Origin of the sequence: Flexivirga oryzae, from assembly GCF_014190805.1 — a bacterium.
Taxonomy (GTDB): Bacteria; Actinomycetota; Actinomycetes; order Actinomycetales; family Dermatophilaceae; genus Flexivirga; species Flexivirga oryzae.
Genome location: NZ_JACHVQ010000004.1, coordinates 1 through 26993, shown reverse-complemented (window position 1 = coordinate 26993; position 26993 = coordinate 1). Strand labels below are relative to the sequence as shown.

Below are 26993 nucleotides of genomic sequence, written 5' to 3'. Positions count from 1 at the left end.
GTGGCGTGGACCCGAATTCCGACAACTACGAGGACATCGACATGTCGATGTACCGGAACGAGGCGGGGTTGGTGGTGCCGTTCGTGACCCGCGGTGGGCACGAACCGGACTCTGGCCAGACCGGCCAGTCCGAAGGCGCGACAAGGGTTTCCGGGGTCAGCGTGCAGCACACTCCGGCGACCCGGATCTGGTTCGGGAAGGTGCACAACCTGGCCGGCTACCGGTCGGTGCCGCATCACCACGGTGAGGCCGAGACCGGCGGCTACGTGCTGTCCGGCCGCGCGCGGATCTACTTCGGCGAGAAGTTCGAGGACTACATCGACATGTCGGAGGGCGACTGGGTCTTCGTGCCGCCATACATGCCCCATGTCGAGTGCAACCTGGACCGCAACAACCCGCTGACCTGGATGACCACCCGCACCCCCGAGAACATCGTCGTCAACCTGCCACAGGTCCCGGACGGCGAACTGCGCGATTGGATGAACCGCCCGTGACAAACCAGATCGTCAGCACCGCTACGTCGCGAGTCTTCACCGACGCGGTCACCCTCACCGAGTCGCAGCCGGAGCATTTCGACCGGGCGTTCACCGCGGTCACCGGGCCGTGCCCGTGGCCCAAGGCGTATGGCGGGGACCTGGTCGCCCAGGCCGTGGTCGCGGCGATCCGCACCGTGGACGGCAAGCACCTGCACTCGACACACTCCTACTTCATGCGGCCGGCCGAGGTCGGTGCGCAGGTCCGCTACGAGGTGGAGGTCCTGCGCGACGGTCGCGGTTACGCGACCCGGCAGGTCCGCGGTTTCCAGGGCGGCAAGCCGATCTTCGTATGCCTGGCGAGTTTCGCCGCCGGAGAGCCGGGCGGCGAGCTGCAGTCGGAACTGCCTGCCGGCATTGCCGATCCGGAGAGTCTGCCGAGTTCGGCGGACTACCTGGACGGCCGGTCCGGCGGCACGATGACCGACGGTTCGCGCGACTACTGGGCACACGGTCGCAGCTTCGACATGCGGCACGTGCCCGGGCCGGTCTACCTGAGCGTGGATGGCGCACCGGCCCCGCATCAGGCGATATGGGTCCGGCCGTTCGACGGGCTGCGGCAGGTGCCCGGCCTGGACGACCGGCAGCGCGACACCGCCGCACTGAGTTACGTGTGCGACTACACGATCCTGGAGCCGACGCTGCGCGCGCTCGGCCTCGCCTGGGCCGACGAGGGCCTGGTCACCGCCAGCCTGGACCACTCGATGTGGTTCCACCGGACCGCACCGCTGGACGGCTGGCTGCTGTATGCGCAGGAGGCGGTCTCGGCCGGCGACGGCCGCGGCCTGAACCTCGGGCGCTTCTTCACCCCTGATGGCACCCACCTGGCCACCGTCGTCCAGGAGGGCATGATCCGCACCACCTCCGGAGCCGCACAATGACACAGCTTGCACCGACCGGTTACCAGGACACGTTCGCCCGCGACCACCTTCCGCCGCAGGAGCAGTGGCCGACACTGGAATTCACCACCGACCTACTGCAGTACCCCGCACGCCTGAACGCCGCGGTGGAACTGCTGGACGTGCCCGCGCAGCGGTTCGGCGCCGACCGGCCCGCGCTGCGTACCCCGGACGGTGAGGTCTGGTCGTATGGCGAGCTGCAGGCACGCACCAACCAGATCGCCGGCTACCTGACCGAGGACCTCGGTCTGGTGACGGGTAACCGGGTGTTGCTGCGCTCCCCCAACAACCCCTGGACGGTCGCCGCGTGGCTCGCGGTGCTCAAGGCCGGCGGGATCGTCGTGACGACCATGTCCGCGCTGCGCGCCCGCGAGGTGGCACCGATCGTCGAAAAGACCTCCCCTGCAATCGCATTGGTCGATCATCGAGTCGCCGACGCGATCCATGAGCTGCGTGACACGGTCGCACCGGACCTGAAGGTCGTGCTGCATGGCGGGGACGGCGACGACGACCTCACCCGCGTCATCGCCGACAAGCCCACGGAGTTCGCCGCGGTGGACACGGCGGCCGATGACGTCGCGCTCTTCGGCCCGACCTCGGGCAGCACCGGGGTCCCGAAGATCACCACCCATTTCCACCGCGACATCCTGTCCATCGACAACACCTTCGGGCGGACCACGCTGCGGCTGCAGCCGGACGACCTGGTCGCGTGCACCGCACCGTTCGCGTTCACGTTCGGCCTCGGGATGCTCGTGGTCTTCCCGCTGCGGGCCGGCGCGTGTGCATTCCTCACCGAGAGCGCGACACCCGCCCAGCTCGCGGACATGGTTGAGACACACGGGATCACGGCGTTGGCGACAGCGCCCACGGCATACAAGCAGATCCTGAAGTCCGGCAACGCCGACAAGCTGCGCACCCTGCGCGCGGCGGTCAGCGCCGGCGAACACATCCAGCTCGAGACGTGGCACGAGATGCACGAACAACTCGGGCTGAAGATCATCGACGGCATCGGGGCGACCGAGATGCTGCACATCTTCATCACCGCCGCCGGCGACGACATCCGTGAGGGCGCCACCGGCAAACCGGTGCCCGGCTACCGGGCGGCCATCCTGGACGCGGACGGCAACGAGGTCGGCCCCGGGGAGACCGGGCGCCTGGCCGTCATCGGCCCGGTGGGCTGTCGCTACCTGGCCGACGAGCGGCAGTTGAACTACGTCGTGAACGGCTGGAACCTGACCGGTGACACGTTCAGCCGTGACGAGGACGGGTACTTCTGGTACCAGGCCCGCACCGACAACATGATCGTCTCGTCCGGCTACAACATCGGCGGGCCCGAGGTCGAGGCCGCGATCGAGGAGCACCCCGACGTGGTCGAGTGTGCCGTCGTGGCCAAGCCCGACCACGACCGCGGCTCCATCGTCTGCGCGTTCGTCGTGCTGCGCGAGGGCACAGCCTCGGATGCGGCCAAGGTCAAGGAGATCCAGGACTTCGTGAAGCAACACATCGCGCCGTACAAGTACCCGCGCGAGGTGCGCTTCGTCGACTCCCTGCCACGGAACGCCAGCGGCAAACTGCAGCACTTCCGGTTGCGGGACATCGTCAACGCCGAGACCGGCGTCAAACCATTCGCGGAGGCACAGTCATGAGGATCGCGATCGTCGGTGGCGGCCCGGGCGGGCTCTACCTCGCCACCCTGATGAAGGACCTTGACACCGGGCACGACATCACGGTCTGGGAGCGCAACGCCCCCGATGACACGTTCGGTTTCGGCGTGGTCTTCTCCGACGAGACCCTCGGCAGCATCGAGGGAGCCGACCCGGTCGTGCACGCCACGATGGAGGAGCGGTTCGCACGGTGGACCGATATCGACGTCGACTTCGACGGTCACGAATTCACCGTTGGCGGACAGGGTTTCGCCGCCATGGCCCGCAAGGAGCTGTTGCAGATCCTGCAGCGTCGGGTCGCCGACCTCGGGGTCACCGTGCACTACCGCACCCCGGCACCGGACGTGGACGAGTTGCGTCGTGACTACGATCTGGTCGTGGCGGCCGACGGGCTCAACTCGGCGGTGCGGACCAAGTACGCCGATGTCTTCAAGCCCAACCTGGACCAGCGGCACAACAAGTACATCTGGTTCGGGACGGACCTGGTCTTCGAGGCGTTCCAGTTCTTCGTCAAGCAGACGCAGTGGGGCACCATGCAGATCCACGGTTACCCCTTCTCCGACTCGGGATCGACCTTCATCGTCGAGATGCACGAGGATGTATGGCGCGCCGCCGGCTTCGACCGCACCGAGCACGACGTCTTCCCGCCCGGGGTCTCCGACGACTATGCGGTGGCCCGGATCGGTGAGATCTTCGCCGCCGAGCTGCAGGGCCACCAGATCCTGACGAACAACTCCAAGTGGCTGAATTTCACCACCGTCCGTAACGATTCGTGGCGCGACGGCAATGTGGTGCTCCTCGGCGACGCCGCGCACACGGCCCACTTCTCGATCGGGTCGGGCACCAAGCTCGCCATGGAGGACGCGCTGGCGCTGACCGCGTGCCTGCACGAGCACGCCGACATCGACGAGGCGTTGGCGGCATACCAGGAAGAACGCAAGCCGGTCGTGGAGTCCACCCAGCGCGCGGCGCAGGCGTCGCTGGAGTGGTTCGAGAACATCGGCATGTACGCCGACCAGGAGCCGGCGCAGTTCGTGTTCAACCTGCTGACCCGTTCCCGGCGGATCACCTTCGACAACCTCAAGGAACGCGATCACGACTTCGCCGACCGGATGGAGGCGGAATTCGCGCGGCACCAGGGGTCTTCGGAGGTCGCACCGGCGATGTTCCAGCCGGTCTCGATCGGCGACCTGCGGTTGCGCAACCGGGTGATCGTGTCCTCGATGGACATGTACTCCGCGACCGACGGGCTACCGAACGACTTCCACCTGGTGCACCTGGGGTCCAAGGCGCTCGGCGGCGCCGGCCTGGTCATGACCGAGATGATCTGCACCTCGCCCGAGGGCCGGATCACCCCTGGTTGCACCGGGCTGTGGACAGATGAGCAGCGTGACGCCTGGGCACGGGTCACCGACTTCGTGCACGATCGGTCCACCGCGAAGATCGGCGCCCAGATCGGCCACTCGGGCCGCAAGGGCTCGACGAAGCTGATGTGGGAAGGCATCGACGAACCCCTGGACGACGGCAACTGGGAGGTCGTCGCGCCCTCGGCACTGCCCTACGGGACCGACTGCCACGTCCCGCGCGAGGTCACCCGAGCCGAACTCGACCAGATCCGAGACGATTTCGTCGCCGCCGCAACGCGCGCGGTCGATGCGGGGTTCGACCTGATCGAGGTGCACGCCGCGCACGGGTACCTGCTCAGTTCGTTCCTGTCCCCCATCTCCAACCAGCGCACCGATGAACTCGGCGGCTCGATGGAGAACCGGTTGCGTTACCCGCTGGAGGTATTCGACGCCGTCCGTGCCGCGGTGCCGGCGGGCATCCCGGTGACGGTGCGCATCTCGGCGACGGACTGGCTGCCGGACGGCAACACCGAGGACGACGCGGTCCAGATCGCGGCCGCCTTCGCCCGCCACGGCGCCGCCGCCATCGACGTCTCGTCCGGACAGATCAGCAAGGATGAGAAGCCGGCGTTCGGGCGGTCCTACCAGACACCGTTCGCGGACAAGATCCGTCACCTGGTGACCGGTGGCACCGACACGAAAGTCATTGCGGTCGGTGCGATCTCGAGCTACGACGATGTGAACTCGATCCTGCTCGCCGGGCGCGCCGACCTGTGCGCGATGGCCCGACCGCACCTGTACGACCCGCAGTGGACCCTGCACGCGGCCGCTGAGCAGGAGTACGCCGGACCGGCCGCGCCCTGGCCCGACCAGTTCGCCGCAGGCAAGCGCCGACCGCCCACCTCACGCACCGACAAGATCCCGCCGCGCCTGCAGTTGCTGCGCGAGGGCGAGACCGAGGACGTGCACGTGCGGTGGAAGCCGGAGCCGGTGCGGGTATGACGGCCCGGCGGGCCCGCGGTGTGCACCGGACGCGGATCCAACGGTATGTCGTGGACGGCCTCCACGAGAAGGGCGTGGCACGCGCCATACCGTGGCCCACGGAGTGGCTGCGCGCAGTAGGCGCTGCCACGGGTGCATCCTGCGGACGTGGAGAATGATCACGATGACTGCCGCAGCTGACCCCAACGCGACGCAACGCACCCGTCGCACCCGAACCCTGGTCGTGACCTTCCTCGGGTCGGTGGTGCGGCGGATGGGCGGCTGGATGCCGATCGCCGGAACGGTAGAACTCATGGGTCAGCTCGGCGTGGATGCACCGAGTGTGCGGACCGCAGTCTTCCGCCTCAAGCAGCGCGGCTGGCTCGAGGCGCAGGCCCGGGACGGCGCACGGGGTTACGCCCTGACCGAGCACGCACAGGCCGTGCTCGCCCAGGGTGACGAGGTCATCTGGCACGCTCGCCGGCCCGCAGATCTCGCGGATGGCTGGTGCATCGTGAACTTCAGCGTGCCGGAGTCGGACCGCAGCAGGCGCTACAAGCTGCGAACCCATCTCAGCCACATGGGTTTCGGTAACGTCGGCACCGCGATGTGGCTGGCGCCGGCCCGGATGCAGGGTGCGGCCGAGGAGGCCATCGCGAGCCTCGGACTCGACAAGTACGCAGCGGTCTTCGTCGGCAACTACGTGGGCACCCAGGACCTGACGACCCTGCTCTACGAGAGCTGGGACCTGGCCGGGATCGACCAGAGCTACCGGGACTTCATCGGGCACTACGGGCCGGTCGCGGACGACATGGCATCGCGCACCACGATCGAGCAGCAGGACGCCTTCACCACCTACCTCGGTGTCATCGACGCGTGGCGCCAACTCCCCTTCCGCGATCCCGGTCTGCCACGCGAAGTCCTCGCCGACGACTGGAGCGCCCCCGACGCCGTCGCACTGTTCGAGCGCCTGGTCGAACTGCTCCGAGCCCGCGCGCTGGCACACGCCACCCAGTTCTGGGCCGGCACGGCAAGCTGAGCGCAGCCGCTGCGCGGGTTGAGCGCCGTCCTGTCCGCGAGGTACGAGCGGACGTATCGAAGGGTAGGGCGAGGTGGCCCGCAGAACAATTCGCGCTGGTTGAGCGCCACCCTGTATTTTGTGTCCTGTCAGTGTTTTTCACCGTCGAGGTTCCGTCTGGGGCGTTGAGGTTGTTGACCGGTGGTCTCGATACGGCCTCCGCTAGCGCTCCGGCCTACTCGACCCACAAGTGGGGGGAGCCGGCCGACGACAGCCGGCCCGAGATCGACGACAACACAACCGGGGGTGAAGGTGGGCTCGATACGCCTCCTCCGCTTCGCTCCCCCCGGCTACTCGGCCACCTCGGGGGTGGCGGGACCTCGATACGCCTCCTCCGCTTCGCTCCCCCGGCTACTCGGCCAACGCGGGGGTGGCGGGACCTCGATACGCCTCCTCCGCTTCGCTCCCCCGGCTACTCGGCCAACGCGGGGGTGGCGGGACCTCGATACGCCTCCTCCGCTTCGCTCCCCCGGCTACTCGGCCAACGCGGGGAGCGCGCCAGGCAGGTTTGGACATGAGGGACCAGTCACGACCGGGCCAGGTAACGTTACACACAGGAGCAACGACAGGAGAAGCCATGCAGCAGGTGAAAGCCGTTGTCGCCAAAGCGAAGGGCGAGCCGGTCAGCATTGAGACGATCAACGTGCCTGACCCGGGTCCGGGCGAGGCGCTGGTCAAGGTGCAGGCGTGCGGGGTGTGTCATACCGACCTGCACTACCGCGAGGGCGGCATCAGCGACGACTTCCCCTTCCTGCTGGGTCACGAGGCCTCCGGCATCGTCGAGTCGGTCGGCCCGGATGTCACCGACGTCGCACCCGGTGACTTCGTGATCCTCAACTGGCGCGCGGTGTGTGGTGAGTGTCGGGCGTGTAAGCGGGGTGAGCCGCAGTACTGCTTCGCGACCCACAACGCGACCCAGAAGATGACTCTGGCCGACGGCACGGAACTGAGCCCGGCACTGGGGATCGGTGCGTTCGCGGACAAGACGCTGGTGGCCGCGGGTCAGTGCACCAAGGTGGATCCGTCGGCGCGGCCGGCGGCCGCCGGGCTGCTGGGCTGCGGGGTGATGGCCGGGCTCGGTGCCGCGATCAACACCGGCGGCGCGACCCGTGGCCGGTCGGTCGCGGTCATCGGCTGCGGTGGTGTCGGTGTGGCAGCGGTCGCGGGCGCGGCCCTGGCCGGTGCCTCACCGGTCATCGCGGTCGACATCGACCCGCACAAACTCCGGGCCGCCGAGGCCGCCGGTGCCACGCACACCATCGACTCCTCGCAGACCGACCCGGTCGAGCAGATCAAGGCCATCTGCGCGCAGACCTACCCCGGCGCGGAGGGCGCCGACATCGTCGTCGAGGCGGTCGGTCGCCCCGAGACCTGGAAGCAGGGCTTCTACGCCCGCGACCTCGCGGGGACATTGGTGCTGGTCGGTGTCCCGACACCCGACCTGAAACTGCCGGACCTGCCGTTGATCGACGTCTTCGGCCGTGGCGGCGCACTGAAGTCCAGTTGGTATGGCGACTGCCTGCCCAGCCGCGACTTCCCGATGCTGATCGACCTCTACCAGCGTGGCCGGCTCGACCTGGACGCGTTCGTCACCGAGGAGATCGCGCTCGACCAGGTCGAGCAGGCCTTCGACCGGATGCACGACGGCACCGTGTTGCGGTCCGTCGTCATTCTCTGATCCACACACCGTCGGACGCCGCCGGGCTCGCGCAGCTTCACCAGCGCAGCACCATCGCGAGCCCGGTGGCGCACATCAGCAGCACGGCGAGCACCAGCGCGAGACCGGGCAGGCCGTCGCCGGCGAGGGTGCTGGCCCCCAGCCCGTCGCGATGGCGGTAGCGCCACCTGCTCTGCAAGAGGACGGCACCGGTCAACGGCACGGCCAGCAGGCAGATCAACCCGGCCGCACCGACACGGGTATAGGCGAAGCGGGTCAGTGCGATCGCTCCGGCCGCCAGCGACAGCGCGGTCCGTTGCCAGGCGAGCGCGGTGCGCTCGTTCTGCAGGCCCGCGGGTTGCTGGCGGCTCGTCATACGACAACCAGGACGAGCACGAGCACGACCAGCGCGCAGGCGATCAGGACTCCAGCCAAGAGCGCCGACAGTCGTGAAGACGGCAGCGACGAGTCGCGGCGCATGGCGCGCTCCGCCGCTGCCCAGCGGGCCCACGACGCCGCGGCGCACACGATGCCGAGCACGATGAGAACGCACGCGAGCGCCCGCTGCGCGCCGTCGGGGATCGACAGATTGATCGCGTCGAGCGCCACACCGCCTGCGAGGAGCGCCAGCGAAGTACGGATCCAGGCCAGGAAGGTGCGCTCGTTGGCCAGGCTGAACCGGTAGTCGGGATCCTCACCCTCGTCAAAGACCCACCCGGGCCAGCGCTTCATGGTCGACATGCGTCCATCCTGCTCGGCCGGCGGCGCTCTGCGCTGACAGGGGTGCGGCTTGCCCGTGACAGCGTCGCGATTCATCTCGCCCCCGATTCGCCGACGTTCAGCAAGGTGTCGCAGTATGGCGAGGGTCGACTCGAAGGAGGAAGTATGACGGCCCGATCCGCGACAGCAGTACTCGCCGGCCTCGACGGGGTCCGCGACGACCTGGAGAGCTTCTACCGCGACCTGCACCAGCACCCCGAACTCTCCCACCAGGAGACCAAGACCGCCGCCAAGGTGGCAGATCGCCTGCAAACAGCGGGATTCCACGTCACGACCGGTGTCGGCGGGACAGGCGTTGTCGGCATACTCGCCAACGGCGACGGACCGCGGGTGCTGCTGCGCGCGGACATGGACGCGTTACCGGTGCGCGAGGCGACCGGGCTGGACTACGCGAGCGAGGCGACCTCGACCGACGCTGACGGCAACACCGTCCCGGTGATGCACGCCTGCGGCCACGACGTGCACGTCGCCTGTCTGGCAACGGCGGCAGCGCTGCTCGCCGCCGGCAAGGACCAGTGGTCCGGCACGCTGATCGCCCTCTTCCAGCCGGCCGAGGAGGTCGCCAACGGAGCGCGCGGCATGGTCGAGGGCGGGCTGCAGGATCTTGTCGGCCCCGTCGACGTGGCCCTCGGGCAGCACGTGCTGCCGATGCCGTCCGGATCCGTCGGCACCCGCGTCGGTCCGGTGCTGTCCGCCGCGGACAGTCTGCGCGTGACCGTGCACGGCCGCGGCGCGCACGGCTCGATGCCGCAGGCGGCGATCGACCCGGTCGTGCTCGCCGCGATGATCGTCATCCGCCTCCAGACGATCGTGTCCCGCGAGATCGCACCGACCCAGCCCGCCGTGCTGACCGTCGGCAGCATCCACGCCGGCACCAAGAGCAACGTGATCGGCGACAGTGCCGTGATCGACCTCAACGTCCGCACGTATGACGAGCAGGTCCGCAGCCAGGTGCTCGAGGCGATCGAACGGATCGTGCGCGCCGAGTGCGTGGCATCCGGCTCGCCGAAGGAGCCGGATTTCGAGCGGTACGACGAGTTCCCCGTGACGACGAACGACCAGGCCGTCACCGAGCGCACCGCCGCAGCGTTCACCGACTTCTTCGGCGACGCGGCCGGTGAGCTGCCGTTGCAGACCGCCAGCGAGGACTTCAGCGACATACCCAACGCGTTCGGAGTCCCTTACTCCTACTGGGGAATCGGCGGCATCGACCCCGACACGTATGCCGCCGCCGAACGCGCCGGGCGGGTCTCGTCGGACATTCCGGTCAACCACTCGCCGTACTTCGCACCGGTGATCCAGCCGACGCTGGACGTCGGTACCCAGGCGCTGGTCGTTGCGGCGCTCGCTCAGCTCGGCAGCGGTGCCTGAGCCAGCCGCAGACGCACCGCAACAGGCACCGCCGCGGCACCGACCAGTCCGCACAGGATGGCGAGCGTCGGGTAGTTGAACGCAGCGGACACCACCCCGGAAGCCGCGCCGGCACCGGCACCCGCGAGCGCCACCAGCACGTCGATGCTGCCTTGCACCTGCGGACGCCGGTCCGGCGCGGTGCCGTCGACAACCAATGCGGTGCCGGCGATCAGTCCGAGGTTCCACCCGAAACCCAGCAGCATCAACGCAATCGTGACGAGCACCATCGAGTCACCGGACGACATGGCCGCACAGAGGCCGGCCACCAGCAGCACCGTCACCGACAGCATGGCGGTCGGCAGTCGCCCCCATCGGTCGACCAGCGCACCACTGATCGGCGACAGGAGGTACATCGCGGCGATGTGCGCTGCGATCACCGCACCGGCCGCTCCCAGACCGTGCCCGTGCGACTGCATCGCGACCGGCGTCATGGTCATCACCGCGACCATCGCTACCTGGGTCGCGATCATCGTGGTCGCGCCCAGCGCGACATGGTGCCGGCCCGAGGCCGTGACCGGCGTGCCCGCTCCCATCGCCCCGGGCTCCGGCGTCTGGTCGGGCACCTGCCGGGACAGTAACAGCGGATCGGGCCGCATCAGCAGGAGGAACGTCAGCCCAGCCACCGTGTATGCGACCGCTGCGAGCGCGAACATGCCGGAAAGCCTTGGCAAACCGAGAGATACGGAGACCACGCCGAGCGGGTCGACCAGACTCGGCCCGGCCACCGCGCCCACGGTGGTGGCGACGAGTGCGATGCTCGCCGCATGGCCGCGCTGGTGCGGCCGGGCGAGGTCGGTGCCGGCATACCGCGACTGCAGGTTGGTGGCACTGCCCGCACCGTAGACGAACAACGCGACGAAGAAGAGCGGCACGGCGCGGGTCGCCGTCGCGAACACCACTCCGGCGGCGCCCAGCCCACCGAGCAGGAAGCCTCCGGCGAGCGCCGGCCGCCGGCCCAGGCGTCGCGACGCGCGCCCGACGAGGTATGCCGCGAACGCCGACCCGAGGGTCGACAAAGCGGTCGGCAGCCCCGCGAGCCCTTCGCCGCCGAGGAGGTCCTTGGCGATCAGCGCACCCACCGTTGCGCCGGCGGCCAGGCCGGCACCGCCGAAGACCTGCCCGGTCATCACGATGCGCAACGTGCGCCGCTGTACCCGGGCGATCTCCTCGGTCGTCGGGCGCGACACCTGGCTGGTTCCTGTCATGTGTTGCCTCCTCGCAACTAGGATACAAGTTGTGTGCTAGCTGCGAAAGTCCTTTCGTGAGACAGTGCTCGCAGACGATCCCGACCCGGAGGGTGCGATGGCAACGGCACGGCGCGGTGACGCGAGCACGCGTGCGTACGACCGCATCCGGCACGACATCGTCGCGGGCACCCTGCCTCCCGGCTCGATGCTCAGTGAGAACGCCCTCGCTCAGGAGCTCGGGGTCAGCCGCACGCCCGTGCGCGCGGCCCTCAGCCGGCTGCAGAGCGAGGGGTGGGTGTCGATCTATCCGCAACGCGGAGCCCTGGTCCGCGAGCTGACGTATGACGAGATCCGCGACGCCGCCGAGGTGCGCCACGCGTTGGAGACCGCGGGCGTGCTGCGGGCCGACCCGGACCGCAGCGCCCCGTTGCTCGACGCACTCCAGGACTCGATCGAGGACCAGCGAAAAGACCTGGCAGCCGGGGATTTCGCCGCCTTCAACCAGCGGTCACTGAAGTTCCACCGGACGTTCGTGGAGTTGGCCGGCAACGCGACGATGCTCACCCTGTACGACCGGGTGCAGGACCGTCAGCTGCAGTCGACTGCGCGGAGTGCACCGGTCATCATCGAGGACCCGGAGAGCGTGCTCGAGGAGCACCACGCGATGGTCGAGCATGCGCGGCGCCGTGACTGGGTGCGTTTCGCGCAGTTGCTGGACACCCACCAGACCTCACGGCACGGGACGATCAGCCGGATGCCTGCCCAGCACTGAGCGCGTCCAGGTCACGCACGGCGTAGCGGTGGTGCTCCCAGTGCTCGTCGAGGATGGTGTGCACGCAGTGCAGCACCGTCTCGTCATACTGCGGATCGTGCGGGTTCGGCCGTGGCTCGGCCAGCACCTCGGGGGTGACCGACGCCAGGAACTCCGTGACCATCCCCACCCGGTCGGCGCGTGCCGCGAGCACCTCGTCGTAGGACGGGGCGTTCGCGGAGAACACAGAGGTGTCGGTGTATGCCGCGGTCTCGCCCCCGCCGTCGTCGTTGGGCAGGCCGGCCGGGTGGTAGGGGTTCTCCTTGCGCAGGATCGCTCGGCCCAGCCACACGTCGGTCGCCATCACGAGATGCCGCAGCGTCTGGGCGAAGGACCACTCGCCGGCGACCGACTCCTCGACCGTGCCGGCCGGCATCGCACCGGCGCGCTCGATCGTCGCGGCCCAGGTGCGCTGCACCGCGTCCCACGCCGCCCGCAGCCCCTGGGGCGTGTCCGCGGCACGCAACTCGCGACCGGGGAAACGCCTGTTGAGCTCGGCGTCGACGAAGGCGCGCACGTCGACGCCGTTGATCCGCAGGTAGTGGTCGCCGTCGAACAACCACGGACTGTCGATCTCGACATCCTGCACGTCGACACCGCGCAGCACGGTCTCGGACAGGTCCGCGCTCGTGACGCGTGCGCCGCGGAGACTGACCTCTCGCAAGGTGGCGTCCCGCAGGGTGACGTCGGTGAACTTCGCCTCGCGCAGGTCGACCTCGTGGAAGGTCGCGCCGCGCAGTTCGTCGGAGCTGGTGAAACTGGCCATCCGTCGACGGTAGCGGCGGGTCAGGACACACCCTGGCGTCGTGGAGCGGCCGGTCGCCCGCCGGGGCCGGCGAACAGTACGACGGCGCCCACGAGCAGCAGACCGATGATGCACGCAACGGGTACGTCCCCCAGACCCATCCCACGCCCCATGGACGCCGGCTTGGCCAGCCCGTCGGCGATCGACGCACCCAGTGGCCGGGTCAGCACATACGCGCACCAGAACCACAGCACCTCGTGTCGCCCGGTCGCACGCCACACCAGCGCGGGTATGGCGATCAGAATCGCGAAAAGCACTGCAGACGGCCAGTATCCGAGCCCCAGTGTGGCAGCGGTAAGATCACCGACGGCCGTGCCGAGCGCGAAGGTGCACATGACGGCGGCCCAGTAGAACCGCTCGCGACGCACCGTGAAGATGTCGTGGATCGAGATGGTCCCCTCGCAGCGCCGCCACACCACGAAGACCGAGGCGGTCGCCACGGCATACAACACGCTCGTGACCGGGTAGGGCAGACCGAGCGCCACGTGCAGGCCGTCCGCGAGCATGGTGCCGAAGACCGCCACAGCGGCGACCGCGGACCAGTAACGCCGGGCGACGAACGAGTGCGAGCGCGTCTGCCACCGGAGCGTGATCACGATGCCGGCGACGCCGACCAGGACGGCGAGCGCCGGGCTGATCCCGGCCAGGCCGTCGGATGCTGCTTCGCCGAAGGCGGTCGTGAGGAGTTTGAGGGCCCAGAACGTCACCCCGACCGGAGCGACCCAGGAGACGGCAGTGGCACGATCCGGGCGGGTGGAGGAGATGGTCACGACCGTATGGTGCGGTCCGCCCGCTGAGGAACCACTGAGGGGCCGCTTCGTCCGACCCGTAGGGGGCCGGGCTTTGTTAGCCTGCTCCGCCATGGGGAGACGTGCGTGGTTGGTCGCAGCAGCGGCGGGGGCAGTGGCGTTGAGTGGCTGCGGCGGCGGGGACGGGGCCGACCCCCTGCCACCCACCACCAAGGACGGCAGTCTCGGGACCGCCTTGATCTACCTGCCCGTCGGCTCGACGAGTGTGGAGTTCGGCGACAGCTCCCCGTGGATGATCGCGCACGGCTTCAGCCGCGGGGAGGACGGGGATCTGTCGAAGGACGACCGCTTCCTGAAGGCACTGCAGAACGCGTCCTTCACCGAGAGCGGACTGTGGACCTACTTCCGCGCCATGGACGACTGGGGATGGTCGGCACTGGACATCGACTGGTCGGCCACGGCCACGGACGCCAGGACCGAGAAGATGGTGCACTACGTGCAGTTCCTGTCCGGCGTCAAGATCTCCACGATCGAGACGTCACTGATCGACCACGGGTACACCGCGAAGGGCCACCGGTTCACCGCACCCTCCCTCAAGACCGTGCACGACGACACCGACTACGGCCTCCTCCTCAGCATCGGACGGAACGTGCGCTTCTATCCCGACAAACACCTGATGGTGAGCAGCAACACGGTCACCGACCTCGAGTTGCCGTCCGACGCGAAGTCACTCGCCAACGACCGGGCGGTCCGCCAGGTGGTCGCGCCGATCAAGACCGCCGACTACGTGTCGATCACCACCGGCAGCGGCGCCTGCATCACACCGCGGAACTCCACCCCGGCGCAGCTGAAACAGCTCGGACCGCTCGGCACGGTTTCGGCAACCGCGGCGGCGGTCCTCAACGACAACAAGAGCATCGCAACGGTCTCCTACCCGTCCGAGGACGCCGCCACGAGCGACCTGCCCCACCGCAAGGCACTCCTCGCGCAGAAGTCACTGGTCAACAACGAGCCCTACCAGTCGATCGCGCACTTCGCGCTCACCAGGAAGGGCCCGACCATCCGTTACACCATCGGCGGCCGGCCGCTGCTCGTCCCGCAGATGCTGCACACCGGCGATGCCCCGTGGGCGATGTGCGCCCCGAAAGGCGGCGGGACAGCGAGCGCGACCTCCTGAATCCCCGCCCGCGCGCTGAGAGAACCCTGAGATGCCCCACCCGGCAGCGGTCTTCTGGCGCAGTATGACGTGGTGATCTCGCTGACCGCGCCGCGCGCACGCGGACTGCGACCGTGGCTGGCCGCCGTCACGGCGGTGGTGGTGATCGTCCCACTGCTCGTCGGGGTCTTCGTGCTGGCGAACCTGCTGCAGCGGTCCCTGACCGGCAGCCTGACGTCGCGGGTGTCGCAGCAGGCGGATGCGGTGGTCGCCGCCGTGCACCGGGACGGAGTCACGGAAACGGTGCTGCTCGGCACCGACTCGGCGATGCGGACCGTGGTGATCGACGACGCCGGCCACGTCCGGCTCTCGTCGCCGCACGAGGTGACGGCGCCGCTCAGCGCGGACCGGCCGGCAGCCGACCACCGTGTCGTGCGTGGCGCACGCCACTGGTGGTGGCCCGGCGACATCGACAACCCGATGGTCGTGTCCCGCGGCGTGGAGGCCGGCGGCACGCACTACGTGGTGCAGGTGTCCGCGTCGCAACAGGCCCAGCACGAGGCGATCAGCACCGACGCGAAGATCCTGCTGCTCGGCACCCCCGTGCTGACCGCGCTCGCTGCCGCCCTTGCCTGGTGGGTCGCCGGCCGGGCGCTCGCACCCGTGGACCGCATGCGCTCCGAGGTCGACGCGATCGAGGCGGGCCATCTCGACAGCAGGGTCGAGGTGCCGCCGCAGAAGGACGAGATCGCAGCGCTGGCAGTGACGTTGAACAGGATGCTGGATCGCCTGGAATCCTCGCAGACCCGCCAGCAGCGCTTCGTCGCCGACGCGAGCCACGAGTTGCGGTCGCCCCTCGCGACCCTGCAGGCGGCGGCCGACCTGGCGTCGGCGGACCCGGCCGGCGAATGGCCGGTCGTCGAGCCCACCGTGCATGCCGAGCTGGGCCGGATGAACACGCTGATCGGCGACCTGCTGTTGCTGGCCCGGATCGACGAACGCCGGTCCTCCGCACCGGCCGTCGAGGTGGATCTGGACGACCTCGCACAGGCCGAGGTCGGCCGGTGGCGCGGCGAGGAGCACGTCACCGTGCGGTATGCCGGCAGCCCGAGCCGGGCCTGGGCACCCCGAGCACCCGTCGAGCGGATCCTGCGCAACCTGGTGGACAACGGGATCCGGCACGCCACCGGGGAGGTCGTCGTCACCACGGCCACCGGTCCCGGCGGCGCCGCGCTGGTGACGGTCGACGACGACGGCCCCGGTATCGCGGCCACGGACCGCGAGCGCGTGTTCGACCGGTTCCTCCGCCTCGACGAAGGACGCAGCCGGGACGCCGGCGGCTTCGGACTCGGACTGGCCATCGTCCGCGAGCTGGTGCACAGCGCAGGCGGCGAGGTGCGTGCCGACGCCTCCCCGCTCGGCGGCGCCAGGTTCACCGTGTCGCTGCCCGCACCTCAGGAGTCCTCGAACCGGTAGCCGATCCCGCGGACCGTGCTGATGGTGTCGGTGCCGAACGGCCGGTCGATCTTCCGCCGCAGGTAGCCGACATACACCTCGACCACGTTGTCGTCACCGTCGAACGCCGGATCCCACACGTGCTGCAGGATCTCCGCCTTGCTGACGGTCACACCGGGCCGCCGCATCAGGAACCGCAGCAGGCTGAACTCCTTGGGTGTCAGGTCGATTTCGGTGTCGCCGCGGAACACTCGCGTGGCAGCTGGGTCGAGCCGCAGACCGCCCGCCGCCATGATCACCGGCCGTGCGACCGGGGTGCGGCGGGTCAACGCACGCAACCGGGCCTCAAGGACCGGGAAGCTGAACGGTTTGGTCAGGTAGTCGTCTGCTCCCAGGTCGAGCGCGTCCACCTGGTCGAACTCGCCGTCCTTGGCGGTCAGCATGAGCACCGGCGTCCAGACCTCGTGGTCGCGTAGCCGCCGCAGCACGTCATACCCATGGACGCCGGGGAGCATGATGTCGAGCACGATCGCGTCAAAACCCTGCTCGGTCGCCAGCCACAGTCCGTCGACGCCGTTGTGGGCGATCTCCACGACGAACCCCGCCCTGGTCAGCCCCCGCCGGACGAGGTGCGCGAGCGGCACCTCGTCCTCGACCACCAAAACCCTCATGGGTGAGGAGTATTGCCCTTTCGGTGCGGTATGACGACAGCGTGCAGCCACGGTGGCAGGAACACCGGCCCCACGCCGCCGAATCCGAGCGCGACGGCGATCGCGATCGAACCCCACGCGAGCAGCGGCGCCGCCGTCACGTCCGCGAGGTAGTGCGCGCCGATCAGCAACCGGCTGGCGGCGACGACCACGACGAGGGGCAGGCCGAGCGCGAGGACGTTCCTCCGCAGCGCACGGTGTCCGGCGAGCGCGAGGAAGAGACCGGCGACCAGGGACGCCGTGAATGCCGTGTGCCCGCTGGGGAAACTGTCCGCGCCCCGCTCGATCACCAGGGCATGGACGGCGGAGGTCGGCGGCCGATGACGGTGGAAGATCCACTTGAAGACCTCGATGGAGAACCAGCCGACCAGGGTCAGCAGTGCGGCCCGCAGCGCGACCACCCGCCCGAGGGTGCGCCACAGGAGGACGCAGATCAGCACCAACCACACGGGTCCCACCACCGGGCCGAGGACCACGTTGATCACCCTGCCGAGGTCGGCGAGCACCGTCCCACGGTCGGCGGCGAGGGTCTGGTCGAGGCGCAGTTCGCCGGTATGGCGCGCGCCGACGGACACCGCCCACACCCCGATCGCCAGGCCGAGCAGGTAGAGCACCGCGGCCACGACGAGCGCACGAGGACGTGCCAGGACGGAGGTGGGAGGCAGCCGGACAGTGGCCGACTGCCGAGGATCGCGTTGCAACATCGCGGTCACCATCGCAACCGGGCCCTGAGCTGACGCTGAGAGTGCTCCGCGGAACCCGTGCCCCGGTAGACGACGTGCCCGTCGGCTGCTGCGAGGACACCGTGCCGGCGCAGCCTCGCCGCGAGCAGCCGCTTGTCGTGGTTGCGTCCCAGCACCGCCGCGTCGCCGGAGTCGAGGTAGGTCGTCAGCGCGTCGACCCAGGTGCGGTGCGCTCTCCGCAGCGCCGCCGGCCGGTCCGGACCCATGCGGCGTCCGGTCACGTCGATCGCGTTCGGGCACCCGGCGGCCAGTCCCCTGCTCAGCGCGTCCAGCCGCAGCAGCACCGTCGGGTTGTCCGACATCACGCAGCGCTCGTGTCGGACGGCGCGGGTGAGGGCACCGGCTCCGGCATACGACGGGATCGCGCGCGCCCCGGTGACGGTGACCAGGCAGGTGACCACGAGCACGGCCGCGGTGAGAGCCACGGCGGGTGTGCCGGCCAGTCGCTCCGGGCGGACCGCGACCGCGGCGGCGCCGATGCACACGGCGAGACCGACGGCGAGGTAGTCGCTGTAGTACTCGAACCAGGACGGTGCCGCCAGCACCACGACCAGCTGGGCGAGCGTCAGGACGACCACGAACCGGGCACGTCTGCTGCCCAACCACGCGAAGGCGAACACCGCCGCGCCGAGGACGAGGAACAGCAGTGCAACCAACTGCACCTGTCCGGCGTCGAGGTGCTTGGCGAACTCGGGCACCGTGCTCAGTTGCGCCAGCCGGTCCAGGACAGGGACCTTGCGCCGCCGGCCGAGCTGGCCGGTGACCACTTCCTGCCACATGCCGGAGGGGTCGGCGAGGAAGAACGGCAGGCAGACCACCGTGACGCTCGCGGCCGCACCGAGCGCGGCGTGGACGACGGCGCGAGGGCTGCGCCGACACAGGCCGTGCCAGCCGAGGATCAGCACGACGGGCACGACCCACCAGATCTTCACCGCCATCGGCAGCCCGATGACTGCTCCGGCGAGCAGCGCCGACCAGCGACCGGGACTCCGTTGGTCACGCAGCAGGGCGAGCAGCCCGAGCAACAGCAGGAAGTTGGCCAACGGCTCGAGCTTCACCTGGAATTCGGCGCTGATCGCCCCGAACCAGACCGCGTAGAACAACCCGGCGAGCACCGCCCCTCGCAGCGCGATGCCGAGCCGCCGGCACAGGAGAGCGACGAGCACCGCGTTGACCGCACCGAGCAGGCAGAACGCGAGGGTCGCGACGATGAACGCGTGCCAGTCGGTCGTCACCCGGGTGAGCGCGGCGAACGGCACGAGGGCCAGGGTGATCGCGGGTGGGTGCACCATCGTGAAGTCGCGGTAGGGCAGGCGGCCGTGCAGCAGCGCGTCCGCGCCCGCGAAGTAGACGCCGCAGTCGTAGCCGATGATCCCGTGTATGCCGCCCTTGCGGAGTATGACGCCGAGCCGGAGCACCAGCGCCAGCACGAACACCACCGCGGTGGCGAGCCTCGACGGGTTGCCCGCACGAACCGTCGCCGCCGTGCTGGGTCCCGTGTCCCGCCTGGCCAACACCCCCGGTTGCTGCATGACCACAGCGTCGCCCACGTTCGATGAAGGGACGATGTATGGCGGGATCGCGGGACGGTCACCCGGCGTTCGGGAGACGCTCAGGGTGCTCTCAACCCGGCGGGCGACGGTTGACCCGTGCACGTGTTGGTGGTCGAGGACGAGAAGAACCTCGCGGCGCTGCTGGACCGCGGGCTGACGGCCGCCGGTTACGCGATCACCGTGGCACACAACGGGATCGACGGGCTGTGGCACGCCCAGGAGACCGCCTTCGACGCCGTCGTGCTCGACATCATGCTGCCGGGGATGAGCGGCCTCGACGTCTGCCGGCGGATGCGCGAGGAGTCGATCTGGAGTCCGGTGCTGCTGCTCACCGCGCGCGGCAGCGTCGAGGACCGCGTCGAAGGGTTGGATGCCGGCGCCGACGACTACCTGCTGAAGCCGTTCAGCTTCGACGAGCTCACCGCGCGGCTGCGGGCGCTGTTGCGCCGCGGCGCCATACAACGCCCGTCGGCGCTCAGCGTCGGCAACCTCGTCGTCGACCCCGCATCCCGTGAGGCGGCAACGCCTTTCGGGCGAGCCGAGTTCACCGCGCGGGAGTTCGACCTGGTCGAGCTGTTCGCGCGGCGTGCCGGTGAGGTGCTGCGCCGCGACCAGATGTTCGACCACGTGTGGGACTTCGCGAGCCAGCCCGCGAGCAACGTCATCGACCAGCACGTCGCGAGCGTGCGGCGCAAGCTCGGCGCCGTACGCTCGACCGCCGAGATCGTGACCGTGCGCGGCGTGGGATACCGCATGATCGCTGCGGATTGAGCCGACTCGCGGTTAGCCCTTGCTGTGGACCCCGGTCATCAACGCGGCCAGGTCCTCGGGGTTGAGGAACGACGGCGGGGGCGGCGGCCCCCAGTTGAACAGGCCCTTGGCACCCTCCAACACCTCCGGCTCCCAGATCTCCTCCTCGGGGATGACGTCCATGTCGGCGAAGTACTCGGAGAAGTTGCCGGCCGGATCCTTCAGGTACCAGAAGAAGTTCGAGCCCGCGTGGTGCCGGCCGAGGCCCCACACATGGCGTTCCGGACGGCCCTCCAGCATCGCGAAGGCGCCCCGGCCGACGTCGTCGATGTCGTCGACCTGCCAACTGGTGTGGTGCAGGTAGTTGATCGGTGCCTGCATCGCGAGGAAGTTGTGGTGGTCGGTCGAGCAGCGCATGAATGCGCCCTTGTCGCCGATGTAGTCCGAGACCTTGAAACCCAGCCCGTCGAGGAAGAAGCGCATCGTCGCCTGCAGGTCGACGGTGCCGACCACCGCGTGGCCGAGCCGGCGCGGCCGGACCGGCGCCTGGCGCACGATGCCGGGCGCCCGGCCACTGCGGTCGACCCGGCCGGGACCGTTGTACGGCGTGGGCTCGAGGCTGTCCTGCTGCAACCGGGGCAGCACCCGGATGCGGACCTGGAACTCCGCGGCCGGCTCGGTGGCGACCAGTGCATCGTCCTGCAGGTCCGGGCTGATGCCGAGACCCCGCAGGTTCGCCGCGATCCGCGCCAGGTCGTCGCCGTCGTCGGCGGCCAGGCCGAGCTCGACCAGCCGGCGGCGCGGTGACTCGACCACGTTGAGCTGCCGACCGGCGTCGCGGGTGCTGAAGACCCCGTCGTCACCGCGGGCGAGACCGAAATCCTCGTAGTAGGACTGGGTTTCGACGACATTGGGGACGCCCATCACGATGTGGCTGAGGCGGTGGAGGCTCATGACTACTCCTTGCTCGCGTCGGCCGCTGCCACAAAGTGCTGCCGCAGCTCACCGATGCCCTCGATGGTGCTCACCAGCGTCTCACCGGCCTGGATGAAGCGCTGCGGTTTCCGGCCCAGCCCGACTCCCTCGGGGGTGCCGGTGAAGAGCAGGTCCCCGGGATAGAGCGTGACGACCTTGGTCAGCTCGGATATCAGGCGCGCGACCGGGACGATGAGGTTGCCGGTGCGGCCGTCCTGCACGGTGTCACCGTCCAGGACGGCGGTCAACCGGAGGTCGTCCTTGTCCGGCAGCTCGTCCGGGGTGACCAGCCACGGGCCCGTCGGGGCGAACCCCGGATACGACTTGCCGAGGCCGAACTGCGGTGCAGGACCGGACAACTGGATGACCCGCTCGGAGATGTCCTGCCCGACGGTGACGCCGGCCAGGTAGCTCCACGCGTCGTCCTCGCTCACCTGTGTCGCCTCGCGACCGATGACCGCGACCAGCTCGACCTCCCAGTCGGTGTTGCCGCCCTCGGGGAGGACGACCTCGGTGACCGGCCCGGAGAGGCTGGACAGGAACTTCGGGAAGACCGGTGGCAGGGCGCTCGGCGCGTCGAAGCCCGACTCGGCCGCGTGCTCTCGGTAGTTGAGCCCGATCGCGAGGATCTGCCGGGGCGTCGGTGAGGGCGCGCCGAGCTGGGTGGCGTCGAAGCTGATGGTCTCGTCGGTGGGAGTCTGCTGCGCCCAGTCGGCGAACGCCGACCAGTCGTCGTACAGGGAGGCCACGTCGGGGCCGAAGCGACCGTCGCTCGCCTTGTGGACGTCGACCGCGGTCGTATCGGTGACGACCAGTGCGGCGCGGCCGTCGATGTTTGCGAGTTTCATGCTGTCTCCTTCGAATCGGTCCTGGCGAGCAGCGTGCTCAGCACGCTCCGCAGGGTTTGCTGTGGGTCGTCCGCCATCCGTTCGCTGCGCCACGCGACGTGGTGGTCGGGGCGCACGAGCAGGGCGCCGTTGTCGGCGATCTCGCGTCGGGCGCGCCAGTCGCCGAGCACGTCCAGGTGCTCGTGCCCGGGTCCGACGAGGTATGCCGACACCGGCAGGTCCAGCTCCGCCGCGAGCTTCTCCGCGGCCTCGGCCCAGGCGTCACCGCCGACTCCGGTCAGCAGGGTGAAGCCGTCGTGTCCGGCCAGATCGAGTGTCGAGACGAGCTGGTCACCACGTGCCAGCCAGGCGTGCGGCAGGCGGGCACCCGGGTGGGTCGTCGGATGGTGGTAGAGCTCCGGATCACGTTGCGGTGTGGGCCATTCCGTGCCGTCATCGGCGATCGCCCCGGAGGTGTAGCGCTGGTCCAGCTCCACGCCGTGCGCATTGAACTGGTAGTTCTGCAGTTCGACGGCGTCGGCCAGTTGCTGCCGGCGTTCCGCACCCAGCGGGGAGTCTGCCTTCAGCTCGGCGAGGGCGGCCAGCCCCTCGTCCCGCGTCTGCCCCGGCGCGAAGCCCAGGGCGTTCGAGATCGGGAGCATGTCGGCGACGCTCTGCATCGCCCGGTCGACGACCTGCACACCGACCGGCTGCCGCTCCTCGTGATAGCTGTCGAGGAGTTGGTCGCCGGCCTTGCCCTGCAGCACGTGCGCGAGCTTCCAGGCCAGGTTGAACGAGTCCTGGATGGAGGTGTTGGTGCCCAGCCCGTTGGCCGGCGGGTGCCGGTGTGCGGCGTCGCCGACCAGGAAGGCACGGCCACGGCGGTAGTCGTTGGCGACGAGGTGGTTGATCTGCCACAGGCTGGTCGCCTTGATGGTGATGTCGACGTCCGGGTCACCGATCGTCTGGTGCGCCCGGGCGATCACTGCTTCGTCGGACAGGTCGGGCTCGCCCTGCGCCGGGTCGTACATGAACAGCAGCACCCACTCGGTCCAGGGCTTGACGCAGATCCAGGTGCCGGAGCCGACCCAGTAGTCGTTGCCCGGCTGGCACATCCAGTAGAGCGTGCCGGGCCGGTGGGCTGTGTATGCCGTCAGGTCCGCCTCCAGCCAGATGTTGGCGGCCGCGCCGAGTCCGGCTTCGCCGCGGAAGGTGAAGCCGAGTTGGTCTGCGACGACTGATCTTCCACCGTCGGCGCCGACGACATATTTTGCGCGGATCGTCTGTTCGACGCCGTCCTCGCGGCCGCGGACGGTCGCGGTGACGCCGCCGTCCTGCTCGATCGCGACGAGTTCGGTGTTGAAGCGGATGTCCGCACCCTGGTCGAGCGCGCCCTGCAGCAGCACCGGCTCCAGGATGTGCTGCGGGATGTTGCACATCTGGCTCGGGCTGGCCGACTCGTAGTCGCCGTGGCGTTCCGGCCCGCTGCCCCAGGTGAGCAACCGGGCGATCTCCTCGTCGGCGAAGCTGGTCGCCCAGACGTTGTTGCCCATCAGCTCGTTCGGGACGGCGGCGGCCCGGACGGCATCCTCGATGCCGAGGTCCCGGAAGACCTCGACGGTGCGCTGGTTGGTGATGTGGGCACGTGGCGAGTGTGCGGTGCCGGGGTACTTGTTGATGGTGATGGCGTTGACGCCGTGCCGGGCGAGCAGCGCGGCCATGGTGAGCCCGGCGGGGCCTGCCCCGACGACCAGGACGTCCGTCTCGATCGTGCTCATGACAGCCACCCGTACCGCTGGGTGTCCGCACCCGCGTAGTCCGGGTCGAGGTAGACGAACAGCCGGTGGATCTTGCCGCCGCGGATCTCGAAGACGTCACACCAGCGCCCGGCGTGCGTGACGCCGGCGCGGAACTCGGTGCCGTCGGCCGCCTGTCCGGAGGAGGTCCCCTCGATGACGACGGTGTCGCCGGAGACCACGTAGTTGAAGTAGGCGTAGTCGTGCTTGATGCCCTTGAGCAGCGAGCCGATTTTGGCGAACGCGTCACGCAACGCCTCGATCCCGTCGGTCAGGCCGACCTTCGGGAAGTAGAACTGCACGTGCTCGTCGAAGAGCTCGAAGAAGTCGTCGCCCCGGTCCAGGCGCTTCAGGTACTCGAGCGCGACCGCCTTGCGCTGCTCGGTGCTGTCGGTGCCGGTGGGCGCCGGGTCGATGGTGGTCATCGCGCCATCCCTTTCACTCGTCGTGCATTGAGCCGTTCCACAGTTGTACCTCGCCGAGTACGAACAAACAAGAGATATTCGAATATTTCTTTAAACGCGAATACTGCTACTGTGTGTGACATGCCAGCGACGAAGCAACGAGCCAGCACCGAGGAGGTGTATGCCGCACTGCGCAGCGACGTGCTCGGCGGCGCCTTCCGCCCTGCCGAGAAGCTGAAGTTCTCGCCACTGTGCGAGCGCTACGGCGCGAGCGTGAGCGTCATTCGCGAGGCCTTGACGCGGCTCGCCGAGCAGGGGCTGGTCGAAGCGGAGCCGCGGATCGGTTTCCGGGTCCGGTCACTGTCGCTCGCGGATCTGCAGGATCTGACCGCGACACGGATCGACTTGGAAACCTTGGCTTTTCGGTATTCGATCGAGCGCGGCGACGTCGAGTGGGAGTCCGCCCTGGTGGCGGCCCATCACCGGCTGGAGCGCACGCCGATGCACGAGGAGGGGTCGACGACCCTCACCGACGAGTGGGAGTCGGCGCACGCCGCGTTCCACATTGCACTGCTGGCGGGGTGCGCGTCTCCGTGGTTGCTGGGTATGACGCACACGCTGCGCGACGCAGCCGAGTTCTACCGGCGCTGGTCCTACACGCAGCAACCCGGGCGCGATGTCGCCGGGGAGCACCGCGACATCCTCACTGCAGCGCTGGACAGGGATGCCGACCGAGCGAGCGACCTACTGGCGCAGCACTACCGGCACACCGCGCAGATCGTCGAGGAGTCGCTGCACACGGAGTCTTCGCAGCCGTCCTGACGTCTCGTCCGCATTGTCGGTGGTCGGCGGCAGACTCTCACCATGAGCCTCCCGACAGCAGACATGATCACTGGCATATCCGACCTGTGCCTCGCCCACAAGATCGAGCAGCTGATCACGACCAGCAGGCCCGACCTCGCGGAGTTGACCGAGGTCGACGACGCTCATGCCTGGGTGCGCATGCGGCTGACCGGAGGGCGCAGCATCATCTGTGGCCGCTTGCGCGACAACGCACTCACCGCGTGGACGGTCATGACGCCCGACCTGACCGACGCCCCGACCTTCGGGCGCGCCGATGAGTCGGCGGAGTCGTTGGCTCGGCGCGTGATCCGCGAACACGACCGGCTGACAGCTGCGCCCGAGCGGTAGACGATACGTCCGGAGGTAACCGCCGACGTGCTCAGCGCTTGTCGCCCGAGCCGCTCAGCACACCACGCTGCTGCCGGTCGGCGAGCTTGGCGACGTTGCGCCGGGCGACGTCGTCGAAGGAGAGGTCGAGGAAGTTCGCGAGGACCGCGGCATACCAGAGCACGTCGCCGAGCTCGGCGGCCATGTCGTCGCGGTCCAGCTGTGCCAGATCGCTGTTCTTGTCGCGGACCAGCTTCTTGACCTTCTCCGCGATCTCGCCGGCCTCGCCGACCAGCCCGAGCACGAGATGCATGAACTCGTCGGGTGCGTCCTTGGCACGCGCGGTCCGCAGCGCTGCCTGCTGGTAGTCGTCCATCTCCATCAGGCCACCGTAACGAGCACGCCCGTCACGGCGTACAGCTCGTCCCGACGCCGGGCTCAGCTCATCACCTGGATGACGCTCTCCCCGGCTCCGGCTGCCGCGTCGTAGAACGCACGTAGCAGATCCACTTTCGGGAGCAGGTATTCGTCAAGGACATCGTCCTCGTCCCAGATCGACGGGTAGATCCCTGCCTCCTCCATGGCCGCGGGGTCGAAACGATCACGCAGCGTGTCGTTCCCGACCTGTCGCAACGCGTGCGCCGTGGCGGCGGTCCCACCGGCGTCGAGCAGCGACGCCGGGCCGTAGCCGCGGTCGTCCCCGAACGGTTCACCGCCCATGATCGCCTCCGACAGGGCACCGCCCGTCGGACCGACGTCCCCCGTCAGCAACCAGTGGACACCGCCCCAGGCCTTGTCGAGGTCGAGCACCCGACCGTCGTCCAGCCAGAGCAAATCATCCAGTCGCCCCGGATCTGCGAGAACCCCCGCAGCAGTCGCCGAGTCGACACGTCTCCCCATCCATACCATCCCCATGGTCCGAGCCTAGAGGGTGCGGGCGATGAGTTCCTTCATGATCTCGTTCGTGCCGCCGTAGATCTTCTGCACTCGGGCCGCGGCGTACGCGCGGGCGATCGGGTATTCGAGCATGTATCCGTAGCCGCCGAAGATCTGCAGGCACCGGTCGATGACCTCGCACTGTTTGTCGGTGGCGTACCACTTGGCCATCGAGGCCGTCGCCGCATCGAGCCCACCCGCCAGGTGCTGCTGGATGCAGTGGTCGACCAGGGTGCGCACGGCCCGTGCCTCCGTCGCACACTCCGCGAGCACGAACCGGGTGTTCTGGAATTTCAGCAGCTCACGACCGAACGCCTTGCGTTCCTTGGCGTATTCGACGGTCTGCTGCACGGCGACCTCCGTGCCCTTCGCGGCCGCGACGGCGATGATCAGCCGCTCCTGCGGCAGTTGTTCCATCAGCTGCACGAAGGCCTGCCCCTCCTCACCGCCGAGCAGGTTCGCACGGGGGACGCGCATGTCGGTGAAGAACAGCTCGCGGGTGTCCTGCCCGGGCATCCCGATCTTCTCCAGCACCCGCCCGCGTTCGAAGCCGGCGAGCCCGTCGGTCTCGGCGACGAGCAGGGACAGGCCCTTTCCGCCCTCCTCGCCGGTACG

Annotated in this window: 28 protein-coding genes; 13 read left to right on the top strand and 15 right to left on the bottom strand. The window is 69.1% G+C overall.

Features of this window, described 5'->3' with window-relative positions; all coding sequences use genetic code 11:
* Window positions 1-5 precede the first annotated feature (5 nt).
* The 6 genes from FHU39_RS19320 to FHU39_RS19295 all read left to right on the top strand — a co-directional run bounded on the left by FHU39_RS19320 (window position 6) and on the right by FHU39_RS19295 (window position 8179).
* Window positions 6-494: a cupin domain-containing protein gene (locus tag FHU39_RS19320; RefSeq protein ID WP_183322375.1), complete on the top strand. Its 489-nt coding sequence runs from the start codon at window positions 6-8 to the stop codon at window positions 492-494.
* Window positions 491-1414, top strand: coding sequence for an acyl-CoA thioesterase (locus FHU39_RS19315; RefSeq protein ID WP_343066020.1), 924 nt, complete (start codon window positions 491-493; stop codon window positions 1412-1414). Before FHU39_RS19320 ends, FHU39_RS19315 begins: the two co-directional genes overlap by 4 nt.
* Window positions 1411-3078, top strand: a complete 1668-nt coding sequence (locus FHU39_RS19310; RefSeq protein ID WP_183322374.1) for an AMP-binding protein — start codon at window positions 1411-1413, stop codon at window positions 3076-3078. The genes FHU39_RS19315 and FHU39_RS19310 overlap by 4 nt, the downstream gene beginning before the upstream one ends.
* Window positions 3075-5444 carry a bifunctional salicylyl-CoA 5-hydroxylase/oxidoreductase gene (locus FHU39_RS19305; protein WP_183322373.1) on the top strand — a complete coding sequence of 790 codons (2370 nt, stop codon included), beginning with the start codon at window positions 3075-3077 and terminating at the stop codon, window positions 5442-5444. Before FHU39_RS19310 ends, FHU39_RS19305 begins: the two co-directional genes overlap by 4 nt.
* Window positions 5445-5607: 163 nt before the next feature.
* Window positions 5608-6462, top strand: a complete 855-nt coding sequence (locus FHU39_RS19300) for a PaaX family transcriptional regulator (RefSeq protein ID WP_183322372.1) — start codon at window positions 5608-5610, stop codon at window positions 6460-6462.
* Window positions 6463-7078: 616 nt separating this feature from the next.
* The gene (locus FHU39_RS19295) at window positions 7079-8179 is read left to right on the top strand and encodes an S-(hydroxymethyl)mycothiol dehydrogenase (RefSeq protein ID WP_183322371.1); all 1101 of its coding nucleotides are present in this window, start codon (window positions 7079-7081) and stop codon (window positions 8177-8179) included.
* 37 nt (window positions 8180-8216) lie between these two features.
* Here the strand turns inward: FHU39_RS19295 and FHU39_RS19290 are convergent, their stop codons facing one another.
* A complete protein-coding gene (locus FHU39_RS19290; RefSeq protein WP_183322370.1) occupies window positions 8217-8534 on the bottom strand; it encodes a DUF202 domain-containing protein in 318 nt (105 codons plus the stop codon).
* On the bottom strand, window positions 8531-8899 hold the full coding sequence (locus FHU39_RS19285; protein ID WP_183322369.1) for a YidH family protein: 369 nt from the start codon (window positions 8897-8899) through the stop codon (window positions 8531-8533). The genes FHU39_RS19290 and FHU39_RS19285 overlap by 4 nt, the downstream gene beginning before the upstream one ends.
* Window positions 8900-9043: 144 nt before the next feature.
* Here FHU39_RS19285 and FHU39_RS19280 point away from each other — a divergent pair, with 144 nt between their 5' ends.
* A complete protein-coding gene (locus FHU39_RS19280) occupies window positions 9044-10309 on the top strand; it encodes an amidohydrolase (RefSeq protein ID WP_183322368.1) in 1266 nt (421 codons plus the stop codon).
* Here FHU39_RS19280 and FHU39_RS19275 read toward each other — a convergent pair.
* Complete coding sequence (locus tag FHU39_RS19275) at window positions 10288-11556, bottom strand: MFS transporter (RefSeq protein WP_183322367.1); 1269 nt, start codon at window positions 11554-11556, stop codon at window positions 10288-10290. The two genes, FHU39_RS19280 and FHU39_RS19275, sit on opposite strands and share 22 nt — an antisense overlap.
* A gap of 64 nt (window positions 11557-11620) precedes the next feature.
* Here FHU39_RS19275 and FHU39_RS19270 point away from each other — a divergent pair, with 64 nt between their 5' ends.
* Window positions 11621-12310 (top strand): GntR family transcriptional regulator, encoded by a 690-nt coding sequence (locus tag FHU39_RS19270; protein WP_221185733.1) that lies wholly within the window; start codon window positions 11621-11623, stop codon window positions 12308-12310.
* Here the strand turns inward: FHU39_RS19270 and FHU39_RS19265 are convergent.
* The gene (locus tag FHU39_RS19265; protein ID WP_183322366.1) at window positions 12285-13115 is read right to left on the bottom strand and encodes a DinB family protein; all 831 of its coding nucleotides are present in this window, start codon (window positions 13113-13115) and stop codon (window positions 12285-12287) included. The two genes, FHU39_RS19270 and FHU39_RS19265, sit on opposite strands and share 26 nt — an antisense overlap.
* Before the next feature lie 20 nt (window positions 13116-13135).
* On the bottom strand, window positions 13136-13924 hold the full coding sequence (locus FHU39_RS24805; RefSeq protein ID WP_183322365.1) for a COG4705 family protein: 789 nt from the start codon (window positions 13922-13924) through the stop codon (window positions 13136-13138).
* A gap of 91 nt (window positions 13925-14015) precedes the next feature.
* Here FHU39_RS24805 and FHU39_RS19255 point away from each other — a divergent pair, with 91 nt between their 5' ends.
* Window positions 14016-15080 carry a hypothetical protein gene (locus FHU39_RS19255; RefSeq protein ID WP_183322364.1) on the top strand — a complete coding sequence of 355 codons (1065 nt, stop codon included), beginning with the start codon at window positions 14016-14018 and terminating at the stop codon, window positions 15078-15080.
* A gap of 72 nt (window positions 15081-15152) precedes the next feature.
* On the top strand, window positions 15153-16535 hold the full coding sequence (locus FHU39_RS19250) for an ATP-binding protein (RefSeq protein WP_183322363.1): 1383 nt from the start codon (window positions 15153-15155) through the stop codon (window positions 16533-16535).
* Here FHU39_RS19250 and FHU39_RS19245 read toward each other — a convergent pair.
* From FHU39_RS19245 to FHU39_RS19235, 3 genes are read right to left on the bottom strand one after another with little or no spacing between them, the layout of a single operon-like run.
* Window positions 16514-17185: a response regulator transcription factor gene (locus FHU39_RS19245; protein ID WP_183322362.1), complete on the bottom strand. Its 672-nt coding sequence runs from the start codon at window positions 17183-17185 to the stop codon at window positions 16514-16516. The two genes, FHU39_RS19250 and FHU39_RS19245, sit on opposite strands and share 22 nt — an antisense overlap.
* On the bottom strand, window positions 17182-17928 hold the full coding sequence (locus FHU39_RS19240) for a phosphatase PAP2 family protein (protein ID WP_183322361.1): 747 nt from the start codon (window positions 17926-17928) through the stop codon (window positions 17182-17184). Before FHU39_RS19240 ends, FHU39_RS19245 begins: the two co-directional genes overlap by 4 nt.
* A gap of 5 nt (window positions 17929-17933) precedes the next feature.
* Window positions 17934-19499 carry a glycosyltransferase 87 family protein gene (locus tag FHU39_RS19235; protein WP_183322360.1) on the bottom strand — a complete coding sequence of 522 codons (1566 nt, stop codon included), beginning with the start codon at window positions 19497-19499 and terminating at the stop codon, window positions 17934-17936.
* Between the two features lie 117 nt (window positions 19500-19616).
* Here FHU39_RS19235 and FHU39_RS19230 point away from each other — a divergent pair, with 117 nt between their 5' ends.
* Window positions 19617-20291 carry a response regulator gene (locus FHU39_RS19230; protein WP_183322359.1) on the top strand — a complete coding sequence of 225 codons (675 nt, stop codon included), beginning with the start codon at window positions 19617-19619 and terminating at the stop codon, window positions 20289-20291.
* A 12-nt stretch (window positions 20292-20303) separates the two neighbouring features.
* Here FHU39_RS19230 and FHU39_RS19225 read toward each other — a convergent pair whose 3' ends face one another.
* The 4 genes from FHU39_RS19225 to FHU39_RS19210 are packed head-to-tail and all read right to left on the bottom strand — an operon-like array spanning window position 20304 to window position 24293.
* Entirely contained in the window at window positions 20304-21224 is a 921-nt protein-coding gene (locus FHU39_RS19225) for a VOC family protein (RefSeq protein WP_183322358.1), read from the bottom strand.
* A gap of 2 nt (window positions 21225-21226) precedes the next feature.
* Window positions 21227-22093 (bottom strand): fumarylacetoacetate hydrolase family protein, encoded by an 867-nt coding sequence (locus FHU39_RS19220; protein WP_183322357.1) that lies wholly within the window; start codon window positions 22091-22093, stop codon window positions 21227-21229.
* Window positions 22090-23850: an FAD-dependent monooxygenase gene (locus tag FHU39_RS19215; RefSeq protein ID WP_183322356.1), complete on the bottom strand. Its 1761-nt coding sequence runs from the start codon at window positions 23848-23850 to the stop codon at window positions 22090-22092. Before FHU39_RS19215 ends, FHU39_RS19220 begins: the two co-directional genes overlap by 4 nt.
* Window positions 23847-24293 (bottom strand): nuclear transport factor 2 family protein, encoded by a 447-nt coding sequence (locus tag FHU39_RS19210; RefSeq protein ID WP_183322355.1) that lies wholly within the window; start codon window positions 24291-24293, stop codon window positions 23847-23849. The genes FHU39_RS19215 and FHU39_RS19210 overlap by 4 nt, the downstream gene beginning before the upstream one ends.
* Window positions 24294-24413: 120 nt before the next feature.
* Here FHU39_RS19210 and FHU39_RS19205 point away from each other — a divergent pair, with 120 nt between their 5' ends.
* Both FHU39_RS19205 and FHU39_RS19200 read left to right on the top strand, forming a co-directional pair.
* Complete coding sequence (locus FHU39_RS19205) at window positions 24414-25094, top strand: GntR family transcriptional regulator (protein WP_183322354.1); 681 nt, start codon at window positions 24414-24416, stop codon at window positions 25092-25094.
* Window positions 25095-25136: 42 nt separating this feature from the next.
* Window positions 25137-25463 carry a hypothetical protein gene (locus FHU39_RS19200; protein WP_183322353.1) on the top strand — a complete coding sequence of 109 codons (327 nt, stop codon included), beginning with the start codon at window positions 25137-25139 and terminating at the stop codon, window positions 25461-25463.
* 31 nt (window positions 25464-25494) lie between these two features.
* Here FHU39_RS19200 and FHU39_RS19195 read toward each other — a convergent pair whose 3' ends face one another.
* The 3 genes from FHU39_RS19195 to FHU39_RS19185 all read right to left on the bottom strand — a co-directional run.
* Window positions 25495-25824 (bottom strand): nucleoside triphosphate pyrophosphohydrolase family protein, encoded by a 330-nt coding sequence (locus FHU39_RS19195; RefSeq protein ID WP_183322352.1) that lies wholly within the window; start codon window positions 25822-25824, stop codon window positions 25495-25497.
* A 56-nt stretch (window positions 25825-25880) separates the two neighbouring features.
* On the bottom strand, window positions 25881-26351 hold the full coding sequence (locus FHU39_RS19190) for a YfbM family protein (RefSeq protein WP_281379815.1): 471 nt from the start codon (window positions 26349-26351) through the stop codon (window positions 25881-25883).
* Window positions 26352-26366: 15 nt separating this feature from the next.
* On the bottom strand, window positions 26367-26993 hold a 627-nt coding region (locus tag FHU39_RS19185; RefSeq protein WP_281379808.1), incomplete at its 5' end, for an acyl-CoA dehydrogenase family protein.

Bases quoted from the DNA above. Each gene is read 5' to 3' on its own strand.
- FHU39_RS19190 (WP_281379815.1), bottom strand. From the start codon at position 26,351: ATGGTATGGATGGGGAGACGTGTCGACTCGGCGACTGCTGCGGGGGTT.
- FHU39_RS19295 (WP_183322371.1), top strand. From the start codon at position 7,079: ATGCAGCAGGTGAAAGCCGTTGTCGCCAAAGCGAAGGGCGAGCCGGTC.
- FHU39_RS19220 (WP_183322357.1), bottom strand. From the start codon at position 22,093: ATGAAACTCGCAAACATCGACGGCCGCGCCGCACTGGTCGTCACCGAT.
- FHU39_RS19195 (WP_183322352.1), bottom strand. From the start codon at position 25,824: ATGGAGATGGACGACTACCAGCAGGCAGCGCTGCGGACCGCGCGTGCC.
- FHU39_RS19205 (WP_183322354.1), top strand. From the start codon at position 24,414: ATGCCAGCGACGAAGCAACGAGCCAGCACCGAGGAGGTGTATGCCGCA.
- FHU39_RS19255 (WP_183322364.1), top strand. From the start codon at position 14,016: ATGGGGAGACGTGCGTGGTTGGTCGCAGCAGCGGCGGGGGCAGTGGCG.
- FHU39_RS19210 (WP_183322355.1), bottom strand. From the start codon at position 24,293: ATGACCACCATCGACCCGGCGCCCACCGGCACCGACAGCACCGAGCAG.
- FHU39_RS19245 (WP_183322362.1), bottom strand. From the start codon at position 17,185: ATGAGGGTTTTGGTGGTCGAGGACGAGGTGCCGCTCGCGCACCTCGTC.
- FHU39_RS19305 (WP_183322373.1), top strand. From the start codon at position 3,075: ATGAGGATCGCGATCGTCGGTGGCGGCCCGGGCGGGCTCTACCTCGCC.
- FHU39_RS19215 (WP_183322356.1), bottom strand. From the start codon at position 23,850: ATGAGCACGATCGAGACGGACGTCCTGGTCGTCGGGGCAGGCCCCGCC.
- FHU39_RS19285 (WP_183322369.1), bottom strand. From the start codon at position 8,899: ATGTCGACCATGAAGCGCTGGCCCGGGTGGGTCTTTGACGAGGGTGAG.
- FHU39_RS19310 (WP_183322374.1), top strand. From the start codon at position 1,411: ATGACACAGCTTGCACCGACCGGTTACCAGGACACGTTCGCCCGCGAC.
- FHU39_RS19275 (WP_183322367.1), bottom strand. From the start codon at position 11,556: ATGACAGGAACCAGCCAGGTGTCGCGCCCGACGACCGAGGAGATCGCC.
- FHU39_RS19280 (WP_183322368.1), top strand. From the start codon at position 9,044: ATGACGGCCCGATCCGCGACAGCAGTACTCGCCGGCCTCGACGGGGTC.
- FHU39_RS19200 (WP_183322353.1), top strand. From the start codon at position 25,137: ATGAGCCTCCCGACAGCAGACATGATCACTGGCATATCCGACCTGTGC.
- FHU39_RS19300 (WP_183322372.1), top strand. From the start codon at position 5,608: ATGACTGCCGCAGCTGACCCCAACGCGACGCAACGCACCCGTCGCACC.
- FHU39_RS19290 (WP_183322370.1), bottom strand. From the start codon at position 8,534: ATGACGAGCCGCCAGCAACCCGCGGGCCTGCAGAACGAGCGCACCGCG.
- FHU39_RS19240 (WP_183322361.1), bottom strand. From the start codon at position 17,928: ATGTTGCAACGCGATCCTCGGCAGTCGGCCACTGTCCGGCTGCCTCCC.
- FHU39_RS19225 (WP_183322358.1), bottom strand. From the start codon at position 21,224: ATGAGCCTCCACCGCCTCAGCCACATCGTGATGGGCGTCCCCAATGTC.
- FHU39_RS19265 (WP_183322366.1), bottom strand. From the start codon at position 13,115: ATGGCCAGTTTCACCAGCTCCGACGAACTGCGCGGCGCGACCTTCCAC.
- FHU39_RS19235 (WP_183322360.1), bottom strand. From the start codon at position 19,499: ATGCAGCAACCGGGGGTGTTGGCCAGGCGGGACACGGGACCCAGCACG.